This is a genomic window from Sphingomonas sp. YR710, assembly GCF_900101455.1.
Taxonomy (GTDB): Bacteria; Pseudomonadota; Alphaproteobacteria; order Sphingomonadales; family Sphingomonadaceae; genus Rhizorhabdus.
In genome coordinates this window covers 135,621-159,782 of sequence record NZ_FMZJ01000009.1, presented here as the reverse complement: position 1 = coordinate 159,782, position 24,162 = coordinate 135,621, and the positions used below count along the sequence as shown (strand labels likewise).

The 24,162-nt window shown below is 63.2% G+C and carries 25 protein-coding genes; 11 read left to right on the top strand and 14 right to left on the bottom strand.

The window, feature by feature from the left end:
* Positions 1–314 precede the first annotated feature (314 nt).
* A complete protein-coding gene (locus tag BLS13_RS12455) occupies positions 315–1,436 on the top strand; it encodes an NAD(P)-dependent alcohol dehydrogenase (protein WP_093452516.1) in 1,122 nt (373 codons plus the stop codon).
* A 135-nt stretch (positions 1,437–1,571) separates the two neighbouring features.
* On the opposite strand, the gene BLS13_RS12450 is transcribed toward BLS13_RS12455, so the two are convergent.
* Positions 1,572–2,381 carry a DODA-type extradiol aromatic ring-opening family dioxygenase gene (locus BLS13_RS12450; protein WP_093452515.1) on the bottom strand — a complete coding sequence of 270 codons (810 nt, stop codon included), beginning with the start codon at positions 2,379–2,381 and terminating at the stop codon, positions 1,572–1,574.
* Positions 2,382–2,442: 61 nt separating this feature from the next.
* On the bottom strand, positions 2,443–2,871 hold the full coding sequence (locus BLS13_RS12445) for a DoxX family protein (protein ID WP_093452513.1): 429 nt from the start codon (positions 2,869–2,871) through the stop codon (positions 2,443–2,445).
* Between the two features lie 295 nt (positions 2,872–3,166).
* Here BLS13_RS12445 and BLS13_RS12440 point away from each other — a divergent pair, with 295 nt between their 5' ends.
* Positions 3,167–4,072 (top strand): LysR family transcriptional regulator, encoded by a 906-nt coding sequence (locus BLS13_RS12440; protein ID WP_176943571.1) that lies wholly within the window; start codon positions 3,167–3,169, stop codon positions 4,070–4,072.
* Positions 4,073–4,218: 146 nt separating this feature from the next.
* Positions 4,219–5,007 carry an IclR family transcriptional regulator gene (locus tag BLS13_RS12435; RefSeq protein WP_176943570.1) on the top strand — a complete coding sequence of 263 codons (789 nt, stop codon included), beginning with the start codon at positions 4,219–4,221 and terminating at the stop codon, positions 5,005–5,007.
* Between the two features lie 46 nt (positions 5,008–5,053).
* On the opposite strand, the gene BLS13_RS12430 is transcribed toward BLS13_RS12435, so the two are convergent.
* Positions 5,054–6,505 (bottom strand): aldehyde dehydrogenase, encoded by a 1,452-nt coding sequence (locus BLS13_RS12430; RefSeq protein WP_093452508.1) that lies wholly within the window; start codon positions 6,503–6,505, stop codon positions 5,054–5,056.
* Positions 6,506–6,884: 379 nt separating this feature from the next.
* Between BLS13_RS12430 and BLS13_RS12425 the strand changes: the two genes are divergently transcribed.
* The 3 genes from BLS13_RS12425 (at position 6,885) to BLS13_RS12415 (ending at position 9,763) form a co-directional block, all read left to right on the top strand.
* Positions 6,885–8,114 (top strand): aromatic ring-hydroxylating dioxygenase subunit alpha, encoded by a 1,230-nt coding sequence (locus tag BLS13_RS12425; protein WP_093452507.1) that lies wholly within the window; start codon positions 6,885–6,887, stop codon positions 8,112–8,114.
* On the top strand, positions 8,111–8,587 hold the full coding sequence (locus tag BLS13_RS12420) for an aromatic-ring-hydroxylating dioxygenase subunit beta (protein ID WP_256325844.1): 477 nt from the start codon (positions 8,111–8,113) through the stop codon (positions 8,585–8,587). The genes BLS13_RS12425 and BLS13_RS12420 overlap by 4 nt, the downstream gene beginning before the upstream one ends.
* A gap of 105 nt (positions 8,588–8,692) precedes the next feature.
* The gene (locus tag BLS13_RS12415; RefSeq protein ID WP_093452505.1) at positions 8,693–9,763 is read left to right on the top strand and encodes an NAD(P)H-dependent flavin oxidoreductase; all 1,071 of its coding nucleotides are present in this window, start codon (positions 8,693–8,695) and stop codon (positions 9,761–9,763) included.
* 19 nt (positions 9,764–9,782) lie between these two features.
* On the opposite strand, the gene BLS13_RS12410 is transcribed toward BLS13_RS12415, so the two are convergent.
* The gene (locus tag BLS13_RS12410) at positions 9,783–10,049 is read right to left on the bottom strand and encodes a hypothetical protein (protein ID WP_093452504.1); all 267 of its coding nucleotides are present in this window, start codon (positions 10,047–10,049) and stop codon (positions 9,783–9,785) included.
* A 64-nt stretch (positions 10,050–10,113) separates the two neighbouring features.
* Positions 10,114–11,043, bottom strand: coding sequence for a 2-hydroxyacid dehydrogenase (locus BLS13_RS12405; protein WP_093452502.1), 930 nt, complete (start codon positions 11,041–11,043; stop codon positions 10,114–10,116).
* A gap of 87 nt (positions 11,044–11,130) precedes the next feature.
* Here BLS13_RS12405 and BLS13_RS12400 point away from each other — a divergent pair, with 87 nt between their 5' ends.
* From BLS13_RS12400 to BLS13_RS12385, 4 genes are all read left to right on the top strand, one after another.
* Complete coding sequence (locus BLS13_RS12400; RefSeq protein ID WP_093452501.1) at positions 11,131–11,694, top strand: NUDIX hydrolase; 564 nt, start codon at positions 11,131–11,133, stop codon at positions 11,692–11,694.
* Between the two features lie 143 nt (positions 11,695–11,837).
* A complete protein-coding gene (locus BLS13_RS12395; RefSeq protein WP_093452499.1) occupies positions 11,838–12,200 on the top strand; it encodes a response regulator in 363 nt (120 codons plus the stop codon).
* 143 nt (positions 12,201–12,343) lie between these two features.
* Positions 12,344–15,052, top strand: coding sequence for a PAS domain-containing hybrid sensor histidine kinase/response regulator (locus tag BLS13_RS12390; protein WP_218123282.1), 2,709 nt, complete (start codon positions 12,344–12,346; stop codon positions 15,050–15,052).
* A gap of 117 nt (positions 15,053–15,169) precedes the next feature.
* A complete protein-coding gene (locus tag BLS13_RS12385; RefSeq protein ID WP_037525862.1) occupies positions 15,170–15,427 on the top strand; it encodes a hypothetical protein in 258 nt (85 codons plus the stop codon).
* Between the two features lie 26 nt (positions 15,428–15,453).
* Here BLS13_RS12385 and bfr read toward each other — a convergent pair whose 3' ends face one another.
* The 6 genes from bfr to BLS13_RS12355 all read right to left on the bottom strand — a co-directional run bounded on the left by bfr (position 15,454) and on the right by BLS13_RS12355 (position 19,429).
* Complete coding sequence (bfr, locus tag BLS13_RS12380) at positions 15,454–15,933, bottom strand: bacterioferritin (RefSeq protein ID WP_093452581.1); 480 nt, start codon at positions 15,931–15,933, stop codon at positions 15,454–15,456.
* A gap of 75 nt (positions 15,934–16,008) precedes the next feature.
* Positions 16,009–16,176, bottom strand: coding sequence for a (2Fe-2S)-binding protein (locus BLS13_RS12375; RefSeq protein ID WP_093452579.1), 168 nt, complete (start codon positions 16,174–16,176; stop codon positions 16,009–16,011).
* A 272-nt stretch (positions 16,177–16,448) separates the two neighbouring features.
* Entirely contained in the window at positions 16,449–17,333 is an 885-nt protein-coding gene (locus tag BLS13_RS12370) for an FAD:protein FMN transferase (protein WP_093452578.1), read from the bottom strand.
* A gap of 104 nt (positions 17,334–17,437) precedes the next feature.
* Positions 17,438–18,304, bottom strand: coding sequence for a DUF4198 domain-containing protein (locus tag BLS13_RS12365; RefSeq protein WP_093452496.1), 867 nt, complete (start codon positions 18,302–18,304; stop codon positions 17,438–17,440).
* Positions 18,305–18,314: 10 nt separating this feature from the next.
* Entirely contained in the window at positions 18,315–18,794 is a 480-nt protein-coding gene (locus BLS13_RS12360) for a DUF2271 domain-containing protein (protein ID WP_093452494.1), read from the bottom strand.
* A gap of 11 nt (positions 18,795–18,805) precedes the next feature.
* Positions 18,806–19,429, bottom strand: a complete 624-nt coding sequence (locus tag BLS13_RS12355; RefSeq protein ID WP_093452576.1) for a PepSY-associated TM helix domain-containing protein — start codon at positions 19,427–19,429, stop codon at positions 18,806–18,808.
* A gap of 286 nt (positions 19,430–19,715) precedes the next feature.
* Between BLS13_RS12355 and BLS13_RS12350 the strand changes: the two genes are divergently transcribed.
* Entirely contained in the window at positions 19,716–20,735 is a 1,020-nt protein-coding gene (locus BLS13_RS12350; RefSeq protein ID WP_093452493.1) for a phosphotriesterase family protein, read from the top strand.
* Positions 20,736–20,849: 114 nt separating this feature from the next.
* On the opposite strand, the gene BLS13_RS12345 is transcribed toward BLS13_RS12350, so the two are convergent.
* The 3 genes from BLS13_RS12345 to BLS13_RS12335 form a co-directional block, all read right to left on the bottom strand.
* The gene (locus tag BLS13_RS12345) at positions 20,850–21,740 is read right to left on the bottom strand and encodes a transferrin-binding protein-like solute binding protein (RefSeq protein WP_143011947.1); all 891 of its coding nucleotides are present in this window, start codon (positions 21,738–21,740) and stop codon (positions 20,850–20,852) included.
* 197 nt (positions 21,741–21,937) lie between these two features.
* Positions 21,938–23,146: a surface lipoprotein assembly modifier gene (locus BLS13_RS12340; protein WP_176943569.1), complete on the bottom strand. Its 1,209-nt coding sequence runs from the start codon at positions 23,144–23,146 to the stop codon at positions 21,938–21,940.
* 137 nt (positions 23,147–23,283) lie between these two features.
* Positions 23,284–24,138, bottom strand: a complete 855-nt coding sequence (locus BLS13_RS12335) for a transferrin-binding protein-like solute binding protein (protein ID WP_143011946.1) — start codon at positions 24,136–24,138, stop codon at positions 23,284–23,286.
* Positions 24,139–24,162: the final 24 nt, after the last annotated feature.

The window sequence follows — 24,162 nt, the reverse complement described above, 5'->3', positions numbered from 1 at the left end:
GCGAATCGGAGGTTCCAAGGGTCTTACCGCGCGCGACGCTGTAACATTTTCGCCGGGCCGCCCTTCCCGTGGGGATGCGGGAAGATGCATGGGGCGTCGCGATAAGGCTTCCCGTCCGATGTAAATTGTTTGCCCGCAACGGCTTCGTTCGAACGCCGGCGCGTCCGTGACGATAGACCAACATATTTTACAATGAATAATTAATTGCTCTAAATCAAATTTGAGGGCAGGATAATCGCGTTAGCCGATCCGTCCGTGATTGCATCGGGCGCAAGTGCGGGCGGCATCAGGCATTGTCTGGAGAGAGTGATCCGATGAACCAAGAGCGCAAGATCAAGGCGGCTGTTGTTCGGGAAAAGGGCGGTCCGCTGCACATCGAACAGGTGACGCTGGGCGCGTTGCGCCGTGACGAAATTCTGGTGCGAATCGTTGCCACGGGTGTGTGTCACACCGACATGGTGGTGCGCGATCAGCTATTCGAATCGCCGCTTCCGGCGATCCTTGGACATGAAGGCGGTGGGGTGGTCGAGGCCGTGGGCGAGGGCGTGACCTCGGTGGCGCCGGGCGACCATGTGATCATGAGCTACATGTATTGCGGCGATTGCTATCTGTGCGAATCCGGGCATCCGGCACACTGCCAGCATGTCGGGCCCATCAATTTCGGCGGCGGCCGCCTCGACGGATCGACCTCGGCGACGGGCGCGGGCGGTGAAGAGGTACATGATCACTTTTTCGGACAGTCGTCGTTTGCGGAATATTCGATCGCCAGCGTGCACAATGTGGTCAAGGTTCCCAAGGATCTGCCGCTCGAGATTCTGGCGCCGCTCGGTTGCGGGTTACAGACCGGATCGGGCGCGGTGCTCAATGCATTGAAGGTTCGTCCTGGCTCGTCGTTCGTCGCTTTTGGTGCGGGAGCGGTCGGCCTTGCAGCGGTGATGGCAGCGAAGATCGCCGGGGCCACCCGGATCATTGCGGTCGATGTCAATCCTGCACGATTGTCGCTTGCGCTCGAACTGGGGGCAACCCATGCGGTCAACGGTGCTGAGGGCGATCCCGTCGCGCAAATCCTGGAAATCACAGGCAAGGGGGCGGACTTCTCGCTCGAATGCAGTGGCATAGGCCGCGTGCTGCGCCAGGCGATCGACTGTCTCGGCTTCTTTGGAACGTGCGGCATCGTCGGCGCCACTCCGATGGGCACCGAAGTGCCGATCGACGTCAACGGCGTGATGATCCCGGCCAAGCGCATCATGGGCATCGTCCAAGGCGATGTCATCGCCCACACGTTCATCCCGACGCTGATCGAGTTCTACCGGCAGGGAAAATTCCCGTTCGATCGTCTCATCAAGCATTACGACTTCGCAGACATCAACCAGGCCATCGAGGACAGCGAATCCGGCCAAACCATCAAGCCTGTCCTGCGCATCGGCAATCCGTGACCAAACCAAGGGGTATCGGGCGACGATCGAAAGCATCGCGCGCCGCTTCCTCGGGCTGGCTCCCGCACAGTTGGGAAGGCGCCGGGGCGGTATCGATCGCTGGAGTATATGACCCAGGTCGAACGGCCGGCGAGCTCAGCCCGAGCCCGGCCGATTCACGTCGCCGAAGGCATAGGCATCCATTCGCAGGACACCGTGGGTTGTACTGCTGTGCAGGCGGCGTGCCGCTCGATCCTGCCCACCCGCGCCGAGCGCCACGAACAGCGGCAGCAGATGCTCTTCCGTCGGATGGTTCCGCCCGGCATGCGGCGCCAGCTGTCGATAGCGGAGCAAGTCCGACGTGCGCCCATCCGCCAAAGCGCGATCGAACCAGTTGGCGAAGTCGCTGACCCATTCGGGCTCGGGGTGGGCGATCACCTCCCGATAGAGACGGAACTGGGACAGATCGTGCGTGAACGAGCCCGAGCCGATGATCAGGACGCCTTCGCGCCGCAGCGGTTCGAGCGCCCGGCCAAGTGCAAGATGATGTGCGGGACCAAACTGACTTTGGACCGATAGCTGGGCAACCGGGAGTTCGGCATCGGGGTACATCAGCATGAGCGGCACCCATGCGCCGTGATCGAGGCCCCGCTGCCTGTCGATCCGGCCTGGCAGTCCGGCTGCGGCCAGGAGATCGCCGACATGCTCCGCCAGCACTTCGGCACCTGGTGCAAGATATTGTATCTCGTACAATTTGCGCGGAAAGCCCCCAAAGTCGTGGATCGTCCGGTTAATCTCGACCGCGTTTGCGGTGGGTATCGCGGTTTCCCAATGCGCCGAGATCATGAGGATGGCACGCGGCTTTTCCGGGAGCAGTGTTGGCAATTGGGTGAGGAACGTCCTGGCCGGCGCGTCCGTCAGCGGCAGTGTGGGCGCGCCATGGCTTACAAAAAGGGTAGGGAGCATCGGTTATCTCCAGGATCTGGCTGCGGGCGCCGAACTCCGGCGCCCGCAGGGCGAGCCGAGTTCAGGCCGCGACTGCTGCCTGGCGCCGAACGGTCTTGCTGCCCGTGACTGAGAATGCGCCCTCACCAATCATTGCCTGCGCAAGCAGGGCGACGATCCAGAAGGCCGGATATTCCCAGCCCCCATTGGGCGAATCGAAGAAGAAGCCGCTGTGAATGTGCACGGTGGCAATGGCGCCGAGCAGGATCAGGCTGAGCGCCACGGCGACGTAACGCGCATAGATGCCGAGCAGCAGCGCCGTACCGCCCAGCACTTCGGCCAGGATCGTCAGGTAGGCGACCGGGCCGGGCACGCCCACGCTTTCGAAGAACTTTGCTGTTCCCGCCGGCGTGAATACGAAAATCTTGAGGGCGGCATGGGCGAGGAAAAGCGAACCGGACGAGGCCCGCAGGGCGAGGGCGCCATAAGGTGCAAGGCGAGTGTCGATCATGGATTGGTTCCTTTCGTGGACAACGGTTCATCACCGAAGTGCACGGTTGAAATGGCCCCGAACGCGCATCGGCGCTATTCGAACCTTTCGCCCACCGGCTATGCAAAAATGTGGAGCTGGTAACCCCCAGCCCGGTACCGGAAGTCTGGCGATGATAGGAATGCGATGGTTTTTCATATAGTCTGTCGCCGTTCCCGATGTCGCAAATCGTAACGGAGTCACGGGCTGCGCGAACGCTTAGGAATGACTATCTCTGCAAAAATGCATTGATGGTTGCTGGTAAGGAATGCGTCCGATGCTCGATTGGGATGAACTGCGCAGCTTTCTCGCCATCGCGCGGTACGGAAATCTATCGGCGGCTGCACGCGCGCTCAAGGTGACGCAGACGACCATGGGCCGAAGGCTTGAGGCGCTGCACCATCGCGCCGGCGCCCGGCTTCTTCAAAAGACGCCGACTGGCTTCATACTCACCGCCGCAGGTGAGCGTGTGTTCGCCAACGTCGAGCGCATGGAGGCCGAGGTTCTGTCGATTGAACGGGCGATTTCCGGTGAGGACGCGGGCATTGCGGGCGAAGTGCGGATCACGACGGTGGAAACCTTCGGTGCGCGGATTTTGATACCGTTGCTGAAACCGTTGATCGACAAACAGCCCGAACTGCAGATCGAACTCATCACGGATACACGATCGCTGTCGTTGTCGCGGCGCGAAGCCGACATCGCACTGCGCCTTGCGACGTTCGAGCAGCATGAGGCGGTGGTGCGCCGCATTGGCGATATGGCGTTCGGGCTCTATGCGAGCCGCCAATATCTGGAGACATCTGGCGCACCGGATTTCGGGCGCGGGGCGCCCGATCATGCCGTCGTCACATTGCAGGACGATCTGGCGCTTCTGCCGGAGGCCCGGCACCTGGCGAACATCGCGTCAAAGGCGCGATCCGTGCTTCGTGCCAATAGTCGCGATGCCCAGTTCCAGGCCGCGATCGCGGGCTATGGCTTGGCGATGCTGCCCTGTTACCTTGCGCGAGAATCCGATCAGCTTGTCGAACTTGCCGCGTCGGCCGCGCGGTTGGTTCGGGGGATCTGGCTCGGTGTACACCGGGACACGCGCCATGTGCCGCGCATAAGGATGGTGCTCGATCACTTTGTCGAGGGTGTCCGACAAATGGCGCCTGTGCTCTCGCCGCCCATCCCGGCCCAATAGCGCCAGCAGTGGGCGGCAACGGTCCGGTCAGATCGGCGAGGCGAGACATATGCTTTATAAGCGGGATCATCTGTGCCAGTCGTTAAAGCCAGTTTTTCATGACATCGCGCTCTCCGGAGCGACGCAGTCGAGATCCGGACGAGAAGATGACGAAGGCGGTTGCGGAAGGCGAAATTAAGAAGCGGGCGGGAATCCAGTCGGTCGAGATCGGCATGCGCGTTCTCGAAGCGCTGGCGGATCTTGGCGTGCCCAGCCCGCTTGCGGCGGTGGTCAGGAAATGCGGTCTGTCCCCGCCGCAGACGCACCGTTATCTCGCCAGTCTGGCCGAAAGCGGCATGGTCCGGCAGAATTCCAATGGCAGCTATGACCTCGGCCCCGCCGCGCTGAAGCTGGGCATGAGTGCGCTGGCCCGTCTCGATATCTACAAGATTGCCGACGAAGAGATCGGGGCCTTTTGCGCCGCCACCGGATCGACCGTGCTGGTTGCGGTCCTTGGCCCGGGCGGGCCGACGATCGTAAGATGGTATGTCGGCCGGCCGCCGGTGGTCACGTCGCTGGCAGTGGGTTCTGTCATGTCGATTCTCCACTCGGCGACGGGACAGGTCTTCCTGGCCTTTCGCCCGGAGCAGGAGACCGAAGACCTCGTAAATGCCGAACTGGAGCGCGACCCCGCATTCGATCGGGCGAAGATCGAGGCTCTCCGGCAAAAGGCCCGCGCCGACGGAATGGCCGAAGTGGGGGGAACGCTGATCCCGGGCCTGTACGCGAAGGCCTATCCCATTCTCAACCTTCAGGGGGTCGCGATACTCGTCGCGACTCTTGTCACCACGTCGGGGCGGTCCGAAAAGACAAGCCCCGATGCGGCGAGGAAATTGCGCAGGGTGTGCGACAAGATCAGCGCGATCGTGGGGGGACATCCCGAGAAGCGCGACTGAATTCGTCCTGACCATCCCGATCAGCACGGGGCGTCGAGCAGGTCGCTTATACCGGATATTGCTGGTCGGCGGGTTCGATCGTGAGCCACTTGAGTTCGGTGAATTCGTCGATGACCGCGCGACCGTCAAATCGGCCATAGCCGCTGTTCTTCATGCCGCCATAAGGTGCCTGGGGCTCATTCTGGACGGTCGCGCCATTGACGTGGACGTGACCGGCGTCGATCTGGCGCGCGACGTTGATGGCACGGGCGACATCCTTGCCGAATACCGCGGCCGCCAGTCCATATTCGGTATCGTTGGCGATGCGGATGGCTTCGTTGACGCCCCTGACGCGGACGATTGTGGTGACGGGGCCGAACGTTTCCTGATCGTAGATGGTCATGCCGGGTCTGACATGATCGACGATCGTCGCCGGCATGGTCACGCCATCGGCATGTCCGCCGGTGGCGATGGTGGCGCCTTTGGCGATGGCATCGTCGAGCATGGCGTTGATGCGCTTGCCCGAGCTGGCATCGACCATGGGGCCGATGACGCAGCCGGGATTGTCGACCGGATCGCCGGCGGGGAGCAGGGCGGCGCGTTCGGCAAAGCGGCGGACGAACTCGTCTGCGACAGCCTCATCGACGACGAAGCGCTCGGTCGACATGCAGATCTGGCCTTGGAAGAGATATGAGCCGAAGATGGCGGCGTTGACGGCGCCGTCGAGGTCGGCGTCGTCGAGGACGACCAGCGGGGCCTTGCCGCCAAGTTCGAGCAGGCAGCGCTTGAGGTGGCGCCCGGCCTTTTCGGCGATGATGCGGCCAACCCGCGTCGAACCCGTGAAATTGATACGGCGCACGGCGGGGTGGGCGATCAATGCCTCGATGATCTCAGGGGCATCTTCTGGTGCATTGACGACGAAATTGAGCACGCCATCGGGCAGGCCGGCTTCGACAAAGGCTTCGGCGATCAGCGCATGCGTGCCAGGGCTGAGTTCGGAACCGCGGAAGACGACGGTATTACCGCAGGCAAGGGGGTAAGCGATCGCGCGGGCGGCGAGGATCACGGGGCCGTTCCAGGGCACGATGCTGAGGATGACGCCGACAGGCTGCCGCAGGGTCATCGAAAGGGTGCCGGGTTTGTCGGTGGGAATGGTCTCACCCTGGATCTGGGTGGTAAGGGCAGCGGCCTCGCGCAGCAGGCCGACCGAAGCCATGACATTGAAGCCGCCCCAAAGGCCGGACGCGCCAGTCTCGGAGGCCATGGCCTGGGAAATTTCGCCAATCTTCGCTTCGAGCCGGTCGGCGGCGGCGAGCAGGATGCGACGGCGTTCGGTCGGGCCGGTGCGAGACCATGTGGCAAAAGCGCGGGCCGCGGCATCGGCGGCGCGATGGGCATCGGCGACACTGGCAGCGGCGGCGGTGGTGACGACTTTGCCGGTGACGGGGTTGCGGCGTTGGAAGGTTCGGGCGCCTTCAGCTTCGACCTGGCGATTGTCGATCACGAGCTGGATGTTCATCAACTTCTCCGGCGGGATTCTGGTTGTGGTTTTCGGTCTGGCACCGGGTGGAACGGCCTCGTTCTGACGTGTGAGTCGGCCCGTATCCGGCTGCTAGGAGTCTTTTATAATAAATAATGAATTGCGTAAAATCAAATTTGAGGGCAGGATATATCGACTTGGCCGATCCGCCCCGAGTCCCTCGGGCGCAACTGCGGGCCGTGTCAGACGCGATCCGGAGAGAGCGATGCGATGAGTGGGGAGCACAAGATCAAAGCGGCTATTCATGATCATCGACCAAGGCCGTCGATGACTCCGAATGCGGCAAACCATCCCGCGCATCGCCAAAGCCCGATGATGGTCCCGCGACAGGCGCAACAAGCTAGATAGAGGCCGCAGCATGCAAGAGTTGCTCACTCCGTGGACGAGCGCTGGTTCGAGCCGGATTCCTTCGGACGTCTATACGAGCGCCGACATTTATCGTCGGGAGCTCGATCGGATATTCTATGGTCCGCACTGGAGCTATGTCGGGCTCGAAATCGAGGTGCCCGACCCGGGTTGCTTTAAGCGTACGAGCGTAGGCGAACGCTCTGTCATCATGATCCGCAACCGCAAGGGTGAGGTCAATGTTCTGGAAAATCGCTGCGCGCACCGCGCGATGCGCTTCTGTCAGGAACGGACGGGCAAGGTGAAGACGCTCGTCTGCCCCTATCATCAGTGGAATTACAATTATGACGGCAAGCTGCTCGGCGTGCCGTTTCAGCGCGGCGTGAAAGGCAATGGCGGTATGCCGGCCGATTTCGCGCTTGATGACCATGGCCTCAATCGCCTGAAGGTCGCGGTCCGCAACGGCGTGGTCTTCGCCTGTTTCGATGATGGGGTGGAAAGTCTGGAGGATTATCTGGGCCCGGAGATCCTCGGCTGCTTCGACCGGACCTTCTCGGGACGCGAACTCGTGCTCCATGGCTATTCGCGTCAGCGGATTCCGGGAAACTGGAAACTGATGATGGAGAACATCAAGGATCCCTATCATCCGGGCCTGTTGCACACCTGGTTCGTCACCTTTGGCCTGTGGCGTGCGGATAACCAGTCCCAGCTCAGGATCGATGCAAAGGGGCGGCATGCCGCAATGCTTTCGCGTCGGCCCGAAAAGGTGACAGCCAATGTTGAGGAGGGGGTGTCGAGCTATCGCAGCAATATGAAGCTGCACGATATGCGGCTGCTCGACATCGTCGCCGAGCCATGGTGGGGCGAACATACGGTCTGCATGACCACGGTTTTTCCAAACGTCATCTTCCAGCAGCAGGTCAATTCGCTGTCCACCCGGCAGATCATACCGAACGGACCCGGTTCGTTCGACTTCATCTGGACCCATTTCGGCTTCGCAGACGATGATCCGGCGATGGTCGAAAGGCGGCTGCGCCAGGCCAATCTGTTCGGGCCGGCGGGCTTCGTGTCGGCCGACGATGGCGAAGTGATCGAGTTCAGCCAGGAAGGTTTCGAACAGGACAAGGCGTTCGCCACGCTGTGCGAGCTCGACGGCACGGGCGTTGGCCCAACCGATCACGCGGTGACCGAGACGCTGATCCGCGGAATGTATCGTTATTGGCGGGAGGTGATGGAGCTGTGACCGCGCAGGAAATGCAAAGAGAGCGACTGATCGAATTGTACGCAGCTTATGCATCGTGCGTGGATGCAGGCAAATATGACGAGTGGCCGGATTTCTTCACCGACGACGCTTGGTACCGGATTGTTTCGCGCGAAAATCTGGATCGCAACCTGCCGCTGAGCACCTTGTCCCTCCACGGCAAGCCGATGATGCGCGACCGAAATTATGGCATTGAAAGCACGATCTTTCATGCGCCTTATTATCAGCGCCACATCCTCAGCCCCACGCGAATTCTCTCGCGGGGCGACGGCGCCCTGGAGACCGAAACCAATTATCTCGTGATTCGGACGAAGCGAGATATGCCTGCCGAGATATTCAATACCGGCGTCTATCTCGACACGGTGGTCGAAACGCCCGCCGGCCTGCGTTTTGCGCGCAGATTCTGCGTGTTCGACAATGATCTCATTCCCAACTCGCTAATCTACCCGATCTGACGGCCGCCGGGCGATCGGCGTCGAACACTCAGCTCGCCGCAACAATGCCTTCCCGGGGTTGAACGGTACGGGTGCATCGCTATTTCGCGGCAAGGGAGAGATCCTATGCCGTCGCTCGTTACGCAGCATCTGCTCAGCCTGCTCCGGATCGATCTTCCGATCATCCAGGCGCCGATGGCGGGTGTCTCGTCTCCCGCGATGGCCGCGGCGGTTTCGGAAGCCGGCGGACTGGGATCGATCGGCGTTGGCGGCGTGAATGTCGATGGCGCTCGTGCGATGATCCGCGACGTCCGCGCGCGCAGTTCGCGATCGTTGAACGTCAATGTCTTCGTCCACGCGCCCGCACCCGCCGATGCGGCGGTCGCGTCCGCATGGATCGATCGCTTTCGACCTCAGTTCGAAGCGATCCGGGGTGCGCCCCCCGCGCGGCTTACCGAAATCTACACGAGTTTCCGCGACGACGATGCGATGCTGTCGATGCTGCTTGCCGAAAAGCCCGAGGTCGTCAGCTTCCACTTTGGTTTGCCCGATCCGTCGCGAATCCGGGCACTGCGCGATGCGGGCATCGTCCTTCTCGCCTCCGCCACGAGTCTTGCCGAAGCGCGCCTGGCCGCGGCAGCAGGCGTCGATGCGATCGTGGCGCAGGGCTATGAGGCGGGCGGCCATCGCGGGATATTCGATCCGGATGCGCCAGACGATCGGATCGGCATGGCGATCCTCGTGCGGATATTGGCGCGGACGTTGCGCGTGCCCGTGATCGCCGCGGGCGGCATCATGGACGGGGCCGGCATAGGGGCTGCGCTCCAGCTGGGCGCGGCCGCTGCAATATTGGGCACGGCCTTCATCGGGGCCGATGAATCGCTCGCCGATCAGGGCTTTCGCGACGCGCTGTTCAGCGATGCTGCGCAGCATACGGTGATGACGCGGATCATTTCCGGCCGCCCCGCCCGTTGCCTGGCCAACCGGTTCACCGCGCTGGCCGCGGGCATCGCCGCCACCGACGTTCCATCCTATCCGATCGCCTATGATCTCGGAAAGGCGCTCAACGCCGCGGCCAAGGCGGCCGGCGAGCCGGGGTATGGTGCGCAATGGGCGGGGCAGGGTGCGCCCCTGGCGCGTGCGCTGCCGGCGGCCGATCTGGTGCGCTTGTTGGCGGACGAGATGCGCTACAGGTGAGCGCGATCAGGGGCCGGGTTCACGCCTCGCCGTCGATCTCGCGATCGATCATGTCCATGAAATCGCGCGCGGCATCGCGATCGGCGGCATCCTTGAAGGCGACATCCAGATCGGGTGCAATGCCGAGCATGTACATCAGCGACCATAAGGCGAACCGCCGGCCCGAATCGCGCTCCAGCCCGAATTGCAGCCGCAGCCGCTCGGTTCCCCCGACAAGCTGATCGGGCTGGAGCGAGGCGATGTCTTCGGTGCCGAAGAATTGCATGAGGAGCTGATCGAAATCCATGCGGCATCATAGAGCGAAGCGGCGCGACGCCAAGGCCCCGTAACAGGCCCGACTCGCGCAGGCGCTAGCGCACGGGCGTAGGCAGCGGACTACCGGCGAAGAAGGCGGCCAGATTGGCGAGCAGCATCTGGGTCATGCGGGCGACGGCCGCGTCCGTGGCGCCGGCGGTGTGCGGCGTGAGCAACGTGTTGGGCACATCGGCCCAGCGGGCGGCCGATGTCGGCTCTGTGGCATAGACGTCGAGCGCCGCGCCGCCGATCCGGCGCTCGCGCAGGGCGGCAATCAGCGCATCCTCGTCGAGCAGCTGGCCGCGGGCGACGTTGACGAGCAGACCGTGCGGCCCCAGCGCATCGATCACCTCGGCCGAGACCAGCCCGGCATTGTCGTCATGCGCCCGGGCCGCGATCAACAGAATGTCGCTGGCACTGGCGAGTGCCATGAGGGTATCGGCGCGGGGCCAGGCGCTGCTGGGTTTGGGTGTCGGTCCCCACCAGCCGATCCGCATGTTCATCGCTTCGGCGCGGCGCGCTACCGCGAGGCCGATGCTGCCCAGTCCGACGATCCCGATCGCCGCCCCGCCCAGCGATCGGCTGATCATCTTCCGGTCCGCGCTCCAGCCCCCGGCGCGCAATATGCGATCACCCTCGGCAATCCGCCTACGCTGCGCGATAATCATGCCGATCGCGTGATCGGCGACATCCTCATGATTGGCATCAAGCGCGTGGCTGACCTCTATCCCTCGCGTTCGCGCCGAGCCTACATCAATCCCGTCATAGCCTACGGTGAAACAGGCGATCAGCCCGAGTTTCGGCATCGCGTCGAGGAGATCAGGCGCGAGGCGAAATTCGCCCGCCGTGACCAGAGCGCACGCATCGGCGAGCTTCGCCTTGCCGGCCGATTCCCACAGCGGCAGCGCCTCATATTGCGGGGTCAGCACGGCGATGAGCGGCGCGAGATGCGGTTGGGCGACGATGACGATGGGACGCGCGGGCATGTGACCGGGAATGCTGCTTCTGCGGTTCGGAGTAAAGCATGGCGATGTCCTCTTGGCCGCGGCATCGCGCTCGTCCATGGTCGGCACATGACCGCAAAACTCCTCCAGTCAGAGCTCGTCTATGATCGCTGGTTGAAACTCTATCGCTGTACCTTGCTGATGCCCGATGGGCGGACGGAGGAACGCCATGTCGAGGATCATGGGCGGGCGGTGGCGATATTGCCGTATGACGAGGTGGCGCGGGTCGCGATGCTGATCACGCAGCCGCGCGCGCCGGTGTTGCGGGCGGGTGCCGATCCGGTGCTGGAGGTCGTCGCGGGCCTTGCCGAGTGCGACGATCCTGCCGACGACGCGCGGCGCGAGGCGCTGGAGGAGGCAGGCCTGCTGTTGACCGAGGTCCGCTTCGTCACCGCGATCTGGTCGATGATCGGTATTTCGACCGAATATATGAGCCTGTATCTCGCCTGCTATCGCCCCGGGGATCGCATCGCCAGCGGCGGCGGCGCAAGCCATGAGAATGAGGCGATCACGCTCCACGAAGTCCCGTTGGCGATGCTCGGGGCGATGGTGCGGGGGGGCGAATTGCGCGATGCCAAGACATTGATCCTCGTCCAGCGGCTGATGCTGGAGCGGCCCGACCTGTTTGCCTGAAGTGGGCAATATTCGCCCGATTCATCCGCGCACATGTTTGACGGAACCGGTATGGCCGCCAAGTGTTGGCGATAAGCGCAGTTTTGTATCGAATTGGCGCTTTAGGGTTTTTTCCATATGCCGATCCCGTTGAGGCGCTTTCAATGTCCGTAATTCTTGTGGTGGAAGATGACGCGTTCATCCGCCAGGCTGCGTTATGGATGATCGAGGATCTCGGGCACGATGCCCTGTTCGCCGAAGATCTCGCCGGCGCGCTTTCCCATCTCAACGCAACCGCGCCGATCGATGCGCTGTTTGTGGACATACGCCTCGCAAAGCTCGCCTTTGGCGGCTATGATGTTGCCAATCAGGCGGTCGGCATCCGCCCGGGCCTTCGAATTCTCTATACGTCGGGCAGTCCCATCACGGCCGCAATGATCGACATGTTCGTCGACGACGGTCAGTTTCTGCAAAAGCCATATTCCCTGGAGCAGCTGGGCGTGTCGGTTGGCAGGCTGCTGCAATAGTCTTCGACGTCCGGCAATGTGGGGCGCGTCCGTGTAAGATCATCTGGTCAGGAACATGTATCGACATTCCCGCTGAAGCCTCCGGTGCCCGCCCATTCGATCGGCTGCCCGCTTCCGCCGGGCACGGCCAGACCGAGGAATCGGTGCTCAAGGCCGGCGCACTGCAAAGCGCAATCTTCAACAGCGCCAATTTTTCGAGCATCGCCACCGACGCCAAAGGCGTGATCCAGATCTTCAACGTCGGTGCGGAACGCATGCTCGGCTATACCGCGGCCGAGGTGATGAACCTGATCACGCCGGCGGACATTTCCGATCCGGACGAACTGATCGCGCGCGCGCTGGCGCTGAGCGCTGAACTGGCGACGCCGATCACGGCCGGCTTCGAAGCGCTGGTGTTCAAGGCGTCGCGCGGTATCGAGGATATTTACGAGCTGACCTATATCCGCAAGGACGGCACGCGCCTGCCGGCGGTGGTTTCGGTCACCGCGCTGCGCGACATTCATGACGTGATCATCGGCTATCTGCTGATCGGCACCGATAATACCGCGCGCAAGAAAGCGGAGGAAGCGCTGCTTCAGGCAGGGGCATTGCAGAGCGCGATTTTCAACAGCGCCAATTTTTCGAGCATCGCCACCGACGCCAAAGGCGTGATCCAGATCTTCAACGTCGGCGCGGAACGGATGCTCGGTTATACGGCGGCCGAAGTGGTGGACACGATCACGCCGGCCGACATTTCCGACCCGCAGGAACTGATCGCGCGGGCGCAGGATCTCAGCACCGAACTGGCGACGCCGATCACGCAGGGTTTCGAGGCGCTGGTGTTCAAGGCGTCGCGTGGCATCGAGGATATTTACGAGCTGACCTATATCCGCAAGGACGGCACGCGCTTTCCCGCGGTCGTTTCGGTCACCGCGCTGCGCGACGCGCAGAACGCGATCATCGGCTATCTGCTGATCGGCACCGACAATACCGCGCGCAAGCTGGTGGAGGAGGAACAGAAGAAATCCGATCAGCGGCTGCGCGATCAGCAATTCTACACCCGTTCGCTGATCGAATCGAACATCGATGCATTGATGACCACCGATCCGGCCGGCATCATCACCGACGTCAACAAGCAGATGGAGGCATTGACCGGCTCTACCCGCGACGAGCTGATCGGCGCCCCGTTCAAGGATTGCTTCACCGATCCGGCGCGTGCCGAAGCCGGGATCCGGCGGGTGCTCAGCGAAAAATCGGTGACCGATTACGAACTGACCGCGCGCGCCCGCGATGGAACGCAGACCGTGGTCTCCTACAATGCGACCACCTTCTACGATCGCAGCCGCACCTTGCAGGGCGTGTTCGCGGCGGCCCGCGACGTCACCGAGCGCAAGCGGGTCGAGGTGGAGTTGCAGCTTGCCAAGGCCGCGGCGGAAAGCGCGAGCCGCACGAAATCGGATTTCCTGGCCAGCATGAGCCATGAGATCCGCACGCCGATGAACGCGATCATGGGGATCGCCGATCTGCTCGCGCAGACCGCGCTCACCCCGGAACAGGACAAATATGTCCAGATCTTTCGCCGTTCGGGCGACAATCTGCTGAACCTCATCAACGACATTCTCGATCTCTCCAAGGTCGAGGCGTCGCAGCTCGATCTGGAGCGGACGGGCTTCTCGTTAAGCGACCATCTCGAAAAGGTGATCGAGATGGTCGCGCCGCGCGCGAACGAAAAGCGCCTTTCGCTGGTGTGCGAGATCGCGCCGGGGGTCAGCAACGATCTGGTCGGCGATCCCACCCGATTGCGGCAGGTGCTGCTCAACCTGCTCGGCAACGCGATCAAGTTCACGCAAGATGGCGGCATCGTCCTGAAGGTCGAACCCGACGCGAATTGTGCGGTGCCGACCGCCTTGCGCTTCACCGTATCGGACAGCGGCATCGGTATCGCCGCCGACAAGCTCGCGCGCGTGTTCGAACGATTCACGCAGGCCGATTCCTCCACCACGCGCCGGTTCGGGGGCTCCGGGCTGGGGCTGACCATTTCGAAACGCCTCGTCGAGTTGATGGGCGGGCGGATCTGGGTGACAAGCGCGGTCGACATCGGCAGCACCTTCGCTTTCGCGGTGCCGTTCGAGATATGGCCGGAGGCCGGCCGGCCGGTGACAGCGCCCGTCGGCGTGGATGACGGCGCGCCGTTGCCGGCATTGCGCATCCTGATGGCGGAGGATTCGCAGGATAATGTGACGATCGCTTTGGCCTATCTCGAAGACCAGCCCTATCTGATCGATGTCGCCGAGACCGGCTTGATCGCCTGCGAAATGTTCAAGGCGGGCCATTATGATCTGGTGCTGATGGACAGGCAGATGCCGGTGATGGACGGCCTGACCGCCACGCGCACCCTGCGTGCCTGGGAAAAGGCCAACGGCCTGTCGCCGACCCCGATCATCGCGTTGACCGCCTCGGCACTGAAAGGAGACCGTGAAACGTGCCTGGCTGCGGGCTGCACCGCCTATCTGACCAAGCCGATCAAGCAGGATGTACTGCGGCAGGCGATCCGGGATTATTCCGCGGCGGGACAGCGTTCCGCAGCCGAAAACGCAAATTCTGCGAGGATCGCACAGCGGCTGGCGCAGCAGATCCCGGCCTATCTCGAAAACTGTCGGCGCAATGTCGTGCTGATGGGCGAGGCGCTCGATCAGGGCGACTTTGAAGCCGTGACAATTCTGGGACACAATATGCGCGGATCGGGTGGAAGTTTCGGATTTCAGGCGATCACCGATTTGGGCGGTAGCCTCGAACAGGCCTCTGGCGAAAGCGATCTCGACGAAACGCGCAAGCTGGTCGGCGATCTGTCGCTCTATCTGGAGCAGGTGTAGGCGGCTGCGGCTTCAAAACGTTCTTTCGCTTGAGCTTTGGGCTGGAGCGACTACGAGGCGCCGACAGGCGTTGGACGGGCATTTCGCGCTCCACGTCCTTTTGCGACAGGCCACGACATGACAGACGCCATTATCTCGATCGATCCCGCGACGGCCGTCGTCGAAAAGCGGATGATCGCTTTTTCCGGTGTCGTCGATGGCGATCCGCGCAAGTTCATCATGAGCATCGCGGACTTCGCGCATTTTGGCGTGCAGGAAGCGAAGCTCGATCCGATCGGGGCGGTCGCTGCAATATCGCCGAACCTGTCGGCGCTGATCGAGGCAAAGGCGCGCAAGTCCGAACTGCTGGCAACAACCAAACTCGCGGCGCTCTGACTTCGGAGAAGTTGTTCCGCCCGCTTTTAATCCGATGCGGGCTTCGACTGTAGCTGGACATAATTCTGGATGCCCATCCGTTCGATCATCTCGAACTGGCGTTCGAGCGTGTCGACATGCTCCTCTTCGGAATCGAGGATCGATTGCAGCAGATCGCGGCTGATATAGTCGCGCACCGTCTCGCAATAGGCGATGCCGTCGCGCAGTTGCGGGATCGCATCATTTTCCAGCGCGAGATCGGCGCGCAGGACTTCCTCGACGCTTTCGCCGATGCGCAACCGACCGAGCATCTGGAAATTGGGCAGGCCATCGAGGAACAGGATGCGTTCGGCGAGCCGATCGGCATGCTTCATCTCGTCGATCGATTCGTCATATTCGAACTTGGCGAGCTTCTCGACGCCCCAATGGCCGAGCATGCGATAGTGCAGGAAATATTGATTGATCGCGGTCAGCTCATTCTTGAGCGTTTCGTTCAGAATTTCGATGACCTTGGCATCGCCCTTCATATTCGCCTCCATATGCTGATCGTGTCAGCCTAGGGTAGGATGGCGGCGAAGGACATGAAAAAGGCGCGACGACGTTCAGGCGGCGACTGCGGATTCGACGATCTCGCGAGCGAAGGGGATGCATTGGCCGCAGCGCGGGCGACGGCCAAGCTGGGCATAGGCGCTGCGCGGGCAGGTCGCGCCGTTACGCACGGCATCGCGGACTTCCGATTCACGAATCGCGTTACAGATACAGACGACCATCAGCCTCTCCAGTTTGCGAATCATTATCTACAGCTATTGCGAGTGACTATCAATAGTAATTCCATCGGGGCGGGCGGGTGAGCGCTCGAGCATGGTGACCAACTCGTCATTCCCGCGAAAGCGGGAACCCACGGTTGCGGAACACAGGAATCGGGAGGTGCCGCCGTCCATGGGTCCCCGCTTTCGCGGGGATGACGGTTGGGGTGTCGCGTTGGGCACAAAAGCGCGCCATCCCAACCGTTCCGCTGGCCCCTCCACCGCTCGCGCCGCCATCAGCCGTCGATCATCGCCTGCAGCGCGGGCGTGATCCGTTCCACGACGCCGGCGTCCGCCCGCCAGAGGAAGCGCGCCGCCAGGTGCCGTTCGGTGGCGAGCGCGAAGCCCTCGTCGGGGCCGAGCACGGTGAGCGCGGTCGCCCAGGCGTCGGCCTGCATCGCGCGATCGTGGAGCACGCTGACCGACGTCAGGCCGTGCGCGGTCGATCGGCCGGTGCGCGGATCGATCGTATGGGCGCCGCGGCGATAGTCGCCCGACGTGGCGACGGCGAGGCTGTGTAGGGCGATCCGCAGGCGGGGGAGCGCGGCACCGGGCGGGTCTTCGAGATCGACCCACCAGGGATCGCCATCCGGCCGGATGCCCGCCCCGCGCAATTCGCCGCCGATTTCGATCAGGCCGTGGCGGATGCCGAAATCCTCGAGCAGGCCGGCGACCGCGTCGACGGCATAGCCCTTGGCGATGCCCGACAGATCAAGCGCGACGCCGCCCGGCTGGCGCAAGCGTTGCGCCCCCCGATCATAGGCCAGCCGGTGCCAGCCGGCATCGGCGCGCGCGCGATCGATCGCGGCCGCGTCGGGCGACGCCGGAGCCGGCTCGGCGCCGAATCCGCGCATCGCGACGATCCGGCCGATCGTGGGATCGAAGGCGCCGCCGCTCGCCTCGGCAATGTCAAGCGCGGCCGCGATCACCGCGGCGAAATCGGGCGGGAGCCTGTGCCACGATCCAGCCGGCGCGCGATTGAAGGCCGACAGCCGCGATGCCGCTTCCCAATGGCTCATTTCGGCGATGATCGTGCCCAGCCGTGCGACGATCGCGACGCGGAGTTGCGCCGGATCGACGCCGGGCGCGGCGGCGAAGCGCAACTGCCAGGTCGTGCCCATCGTCTCTCCACCCAGATCGACGATCGCCGCGGTCCGATCATGGCCGGTCAGCACCGAAGGCGATATGCCCGGCGGCAGGGCGATCCTCGTCACGCTACGGCCTGTCAGGGCGCGAGCACTTCCAGCGTCGCGGAATAGCTCATCCGCCGTTCTGTGGCGCGCGGCGCGCTCGGCTTGTCGTCGGTATAAGTGGCGTTCATCCAGTACATGCCGGCTGCCGGCCAATCGATGCTGACGACGCCGTCGGCACTGGTGCGCAGCTCGGCGGCATTTTCGGAGTTGCGATAGCGTTTGCCGCCGGGGGTGATCGTGACCTTCAGCGCGGCCGCCGGCTGGCCGTCGACAAGGAAGCGGAAGCGCGCAGGCTCACCTGCGACCAGTTCGTCGGGGTGGGTGAGCGGTTGCAGCTCGAGGCCCTTGCCGGTCGGCTGGAAAAGGGTGGTGGTGGGCGCATCGGCCGTCACGAAGATTTCGTTGCGGCTCGATATTTCGGCCAGATGGACATCGGTGGCATCGGCCGGGATATCGGCGACCGTTAGCATCGGCGGCCGGGGTGCGGCGCCGGGCGCGGGGGGCGGCGGTGGTCCGCCACGCCCGCCGACGCGGCGTTCCTCGCCCTTGACCTTGAAACTGCCGACCACGCCGTTCATCTGCATGCCGATCTTCCACGTGCCGGACCGATCGAGCCGCACGTCGAAGGTCGAGCGATAGCGGCCGGTCGATCCATTCTCGATCGTCGCCGCGCTGCCATCGGGCGCCCAGGCCCTGATCGCCTCCAGCCGGATCGGTTGGTGATCGGCGAAGAACAGATCGTCCGAGGCGGCGGCGTCGACCGTCACCCAATTGCCGTTGCCCGAAAAGACGGTGGCGTTGGGGAGCAGCCATTGGCGATGCGCGGAGGCGGCCGCGGGAAGCGCGAACAAGGCGGCGGCGATCAGCCAGCGGGCGGGGAGGCGAGCGGGAGCGTGCATGACGGGCCTTTCAGCGGGCGGACAGGGTGATGGCGCCAAGCTCGGCATGGCCGGTGGCGCGGGCGTTCGCGGCCGGCACCGCGATCGGCAGCGAGACGATCTCGCGGCCGCCGGCTTCGCGTGCGGCCTCGACGCTCAGCACATAGGCGCCGGGCCGGATGTCGGCGGGCATCGGGATGGTATAGGTGCCCGGAGCGCGGGTGGCGCCGCTGATGCCGTCGGCCGGCATCGCCAGGCTGCGGCCGCCCTTGCGCCACCAGCTGCGCAGATCCGCGAGCCATTTGGTGCCGGGTTCGTTGCCCGCCTTCTTCCCGTCATACCAGACGGCGAGCGATCGCGCGGGTCCGCCGCCGGCCGGCTCGATCCAGACGGCGACATAAGGGCGGTGATATTCGGCCACCCTGATTTGGGGAAGGGTGATGCTGATCGTGCCGGCGGCGGCGGGCGCCGCGATCAGGCCGCCGAGAAGTGCGATAGGGCTGGCGCGCATGGAACAAACCTTCAGTGGATGAACAGGATGATGACGAGCAAAGGCGCCGCGAGCCCGAGCCCGACCAGCGGCCAGGTCAGCCGCCGGTTCTTTGCCAGGATCTGCAGTAGCAGCAGGCCGGTGGTGGTGAAGATGATGCAGGCGGCCGCGAACAGATCGATGAACCATTGCCATGCCGCGCCGGTGTTGCGGCCCTTGTGGAGATCGTTGAGATAGGAGATCCAGCCGCGATCGGTCCGCTCGGCGGTGATCGCGCCGCTGTGCCGATCGATGCTGACCCACGCATCGCCGCCGGGGCGCGGGAGCGCGACATAGACATCGGCATCGCTCCACTCGCCGGGCTTGCCCGCCGGATCGAGCCCGATCGCGCGCGCCAGATGCGCGGCGACCGGCGCGGGCAGCGCGGCCTTGTCGCTGGCGGGGCGCGGGGCGAGCATATGCAGCAGCGGCGCCGGCAATTGCCCGCCGCGGCCGATCACCGCAGGCTTCGCGTCGATGCTTTCGGCGTGATTGAGCGTGATGCCGGTGGCCGCGAAGCCGGCCATGCCGATCAGCGATATCGCGGCGCTCATCCAGTGCCACATATGCAATTGCTTCATCCACCACCCGCGCGAGCGAAGTTTCGGCCGGGGCATTTGGGCCCGCGCAAAGACGGCAGGGTCGGGACGACGATTCATATCCGCCCGGTAGCAAGCGACGACATCCGACACAATAGCTAATGATAATAATTTGCAATAGCTATTGTTGGATAAAAAGGCTGCAACATTGGACTGGGCAGACTCGCCGATTCTTGCAAATAGTTCCTGCAATGATAGGAATTGCCCAACGCGACGCGGATGCTTCGCTGCGGTTTTACCTCGTTGAGCCCGAGGTTCCGCCGGATGAATAAGACGTCAGCCAACGCAGCGCCGGGAGAGTATCGTGACCGAAGTCCAGACAGCCAGCGGCCCCATAGATTCGAAAGCGCTCGGGCGGGTGCTCGTCCATGAGCATATTTTCTGCATGGACATGGAATTTACGCTGAACTACCGGCCCGATTTCGTCAAAGACGAGATGATCGCCGAGGCAGCGAAGCGGCTCGATGCGGTCAAGCACGCGGGCGTGGACACGATCATGGACCTCACCGTGCTCGGCCTCGGCCGCAACGTGCCGCTGATCGCCGAAGTCGCGAGCCGCACCGCCGTCAACATCATCGTCGCCACCGGCTGCTACACGTTTGACGAGGTTCCGAAGTCGGTGGCGCTTGTCGGCCCCGGTCGCATGTTCAATCGCCCCGATCCGCTGGCCGACATGTTCGTTCACGACATCGAGGTCGGCGTGCATCGCACATCGGTGAAAGCTGGGGTCCTGAAGTGCGCGATCGACCAGCCGGGGCTGAAACCGGGCGTCGAGCGCGTCCTTCGCGCAGTCGGTCAGGCCAATGTGCGGACCGGTGCACCGATCACCGTGCACACATCGGCACATCATGGTACCGGGTTGGTGGCGCAGCGCGTGCTGAAGGAAGAGGGCGTCGATCTGCGCGATGTCATCATCGGCCATTGCGGCGATTCGACTAACATCGATTATCTGATGCAACTCGCCGACGAGGGCTCGATCCTCGCAATGGATCGCTTCGGCATGAATGTGATGTTACCGCTCAAGGATCGGGTCGCAACCGTCGCAGAAATGGTGAAGCGTGGTTATGGTGATCGGTTGACGCTATCGCATGACTGCTTCTGCTGGAGCGATTTTTTCCCGACCGAAGAAGACCGGGCGCGGATGTTCCCCGAGCATTCCTATTGCTATGTTCCGCAGATCGTGGTGCCCGCCTTGCTTGAGGCCGGGGTGAGCCAGAGCCATATCGACATCATGCAGATCGATAATCCGCGACGGCATTTCGAGGATGCCGCGCGACGGGTCGCCAGCCGTGCCCGAGGCGAGGTCCCGGCCGTTCCGGCGTGAGCGGGCTACAACGTGTGAACGGTTCAAGCGTAGCCACCGATTTGGGGGGGCTCAGGATCGGCAGAATAAGATATCGCATCGGGTGACGGGCGCGCCGCATCTGGCGTGGCAGCCTCAGTTCCTTCTACCGGAAAATACCCCCACTGCGGTCACGCTTCCATTCGGAGCGGAGAGCGTGAATGCGCCGCCAAGTTCGGCGGCCTGTGGACCATAAAATGTTCCGCTCAGGCTGCCGCTGTAGCCGTCGCCCGTCACCGAGGCAGCGAAGCTGCTGTGGGCGGAATCGATCGTGCCCGTCCCGCTCAGATTGGCGAAATAGCTGATGCGAAGGGGGCTGTAGACTTGGGTCGGCGCCAGTGAGGCTCCGATCGTCCCGGCGGCGAAGTCCGCAGTGATGGCGCCTGTGCCGCTAATGGGCGCCCCGCCGCCGTCTCCTGACAGCCCCAGCCTATAGCTTGCCTGGCCGGTCTTCGGCATATCTTGCGGGAGCGTTCTAACGCCGTAGCTGAAGTAGAGTGTATCGAAACGCTGGTCACCTCCCTCGGTCAGCCCAGTCGTCCACCGGCCGAAACTGGCATAGGTAAAGCCGGAGGTCGGCCCCGCAGTCAGCTTTGCAATTTCGGTCCTGCCGGCTGTCGTGGTGATGCGTGCATAGCTCCCTGCCCCGTCTGTAGAGACATCGCTCGGCCCGAAACTTTGGTCGATGACCGTTGTCGAGCCGTTCGAGGGGGCGCCGCGCACGCGATAGACCTGGCTCGACGGATCGTAGCTGATTTCGATGCTGGCAAATTGTCCACTACTGGTCGGTATCGGGACATTATGCAGCGAAACATATTCATAACGGGCGGCCTGGGTTGCAAGCGGCGTGGATGAGGTCGCGTTGGCGAGCGCGGTGTAGCTCGGCGGCGGCGGTGCCGAACTCACCCCCTCGCCCCCACCCCCGCCGCACCCGCCGAGCATGGCAAGGATCGGCAGCAAAATTGCGGCGCGGCGCTTCATTTTCATTACCATGTCCCTTTTGGCCAATTCATGCGTGGGAATAGCCGGCAAAGCCGCGATCGATCTGATCACGATGAGCCTTTTGTCAGTCGCATCCAGATGCCGCGACAAGAACTTCGTGAGCGGGCGAATGGGCGAACGGGTAAACTGGCAAGCAAACCGCCAGACATACCCTTCGCGAGGCGTTGGCCGTTCCGGGCTCGTCAAAAGGCCGATACCACGCCGACATCCACTGCAACGCGCCGATAGTCATAGATGCCAACGGTCGATTGGTTGCGTTCATAAGCGATGCGCAAAATTGGGGCCAAACCTAGCAGCGATAGCCGGCGCCAGGAGATGCCGCTTCCGACCCTTACGAAATTATCAGTACGGGTTTTCGGGTAGAGAAACAGGCGAGCGTCTGATCCGAGATGCCGGTAGGTCGCCGATACATAGAGCGTCGCCGGCCCGAGATCGTGCCACAGCAGGAGGCCTCCCGCTACCGAAGCTGTCGCATAACCGGGATCGCGCGCGGTTTGACGATTGGCTGATAGCGTAAAACTGCCCCCGATGCGTGGCCTGAAACCATGCTCGATCGAGGCTGACGCGTCATAGCTCGAACCGTCCTGAAGCCTGTTCTGTGGATAGGTTGCGCGGGTCGCGGAGAGATCCGTGATGATCTGGCTGCGGTGGCCGATCGGATGCAGCCAGTTGAAGGCCGCGGAGCTGGTACGCGCATAGGTGAGGCCGCCATATGAGCGCCAGCCAAGGCCTCCGGCGGGACGGACGCGATCGTCGCCCAGTCTGAGCTCCGGGCCAATCAGTATTGAGCCTGAGACATCGTTGAACCTGCCCCGTCCATAGAAAAGGCCGCTGCCGAAGCCGCGAACGAGCAGCGCGGTATCCTGGGCAAGCGGCAGCCGACCATAGGCTTCGCCACCGATCTTGAGCCCGAGGCCGGAGCGCGCGCGCGCATCCTTATCCAGAGTGAGGGGGGCGATCACGGTGTCGAGCGTCGCGGCCCGTGTCGCGCGATTGATGTTGCTATCGGGGATCAGCGCGATCTCGGCCGAACCTCCAAAGGGACGCATTGAGCGCAACGCATTGGAGAATCGGCCGACCACGATGGCAACGTCGGGCGGAAGCCCCGCGGCCTGGGCCTGCCGCAACTGCCGGCGCGCGAGCTCTTCCTCACCCATCTGGGCGAGCACCCAGGCAAGCTCCAGCCTTACGCGACTCGCGGTCGGCTTCTCGTCGAGCAGCGCTCGAAACAGGCTGGCGGCGTCGCGATATCGCCGTTGTTCGGCCAGTATCATTCCGAGACGGAAGCGAGCTTCGGCGCGTATCTCAGGATCATGATCCGATATGAGCGCCCGATAGATCAGCTCGGCATCGTTCGTCCGGCCGCCGGATCGGGCGCGTTCGCCAAGCATGAGGAGATCGGCAGGCGATAACGCCTCCCCTGGCGGAGTAGCACTTCGCGCGGCCGCCTCGCCAAGGATGAGGGCCAGGATCGGCAGAATAAGATGTCGAATCAAGAGACGTGCGCGCCACATCTGGTGTCGTCGCCTCAATTTTTCTTACCGAGGAACGCCCCCACTGCCGCAACGCCGCCATTCGGCGCGGTGAGCGTGAAGGCCCCGCCGACTTCTGCCGCCTGGGGGCCATAGAATGATCCGCTCAGACTGCCGCTGTAGCCGTCGCCCGTCACCGACGCGGCGAAGCTGCTGTGAGTGGAGTCGATCGTGCCCGTCCCGCTCAGATTGGCGAAATTGCTGATGCGAACCGGGCCATAGTTGTAGGTCGGAGCCAGAGAGGCTCCGATCGTCCCGGCGGCGAAATCCGCGGTGATGGTGCCTTTGCCGCCGACGAGCGTACCGCCGTCTCCTGACAGCTCCAGGCTATAGCTGGCCTGGCCGGTCTTCGGCAGATCTTGAGGGAGCGTCCCAACGCCGTAGCTGAAGTAGAGCGTATGGAAATTCTGGTTAACGGAATCGGATTGGCCTGTGGTCCACTTGCCATAGCTGGCATAGGTGAAGCCGGAGATCGGCCCCGCGGTCAGCCCAGCGGATTCGGTCGTTCCGCCGCTCGTGGCCAGGCGCGAATAGGTTCGCGGAATGTCCGCAGAGGCATCGCCGGGCCCAAAACTTTGGTCGATCGTTTTCGTCGACCCGTTCATGGGGGCTCCGCGCACCCGATAGACCCCGCTCGATGAATCATAGGAGATTTCGATGCTGGCGAGTTGTGCGGTGATGGTCGGTATTCCGGCATTGTTCAGCCGAACATATTCCTGGCGGGCGGCCTGGGTCGCAAGCGGCGTGGACGAGGTCGCGTTGGCGAGCGCAGTGTAGCTGGGAGGAGGCGGTGCCGAATTGACCATCTCGCTCCCGCCGCCGCAACCACCGAGCGAGGCAAGGATTGGCAACAAAATTGCTGCGCGGCACCTCAT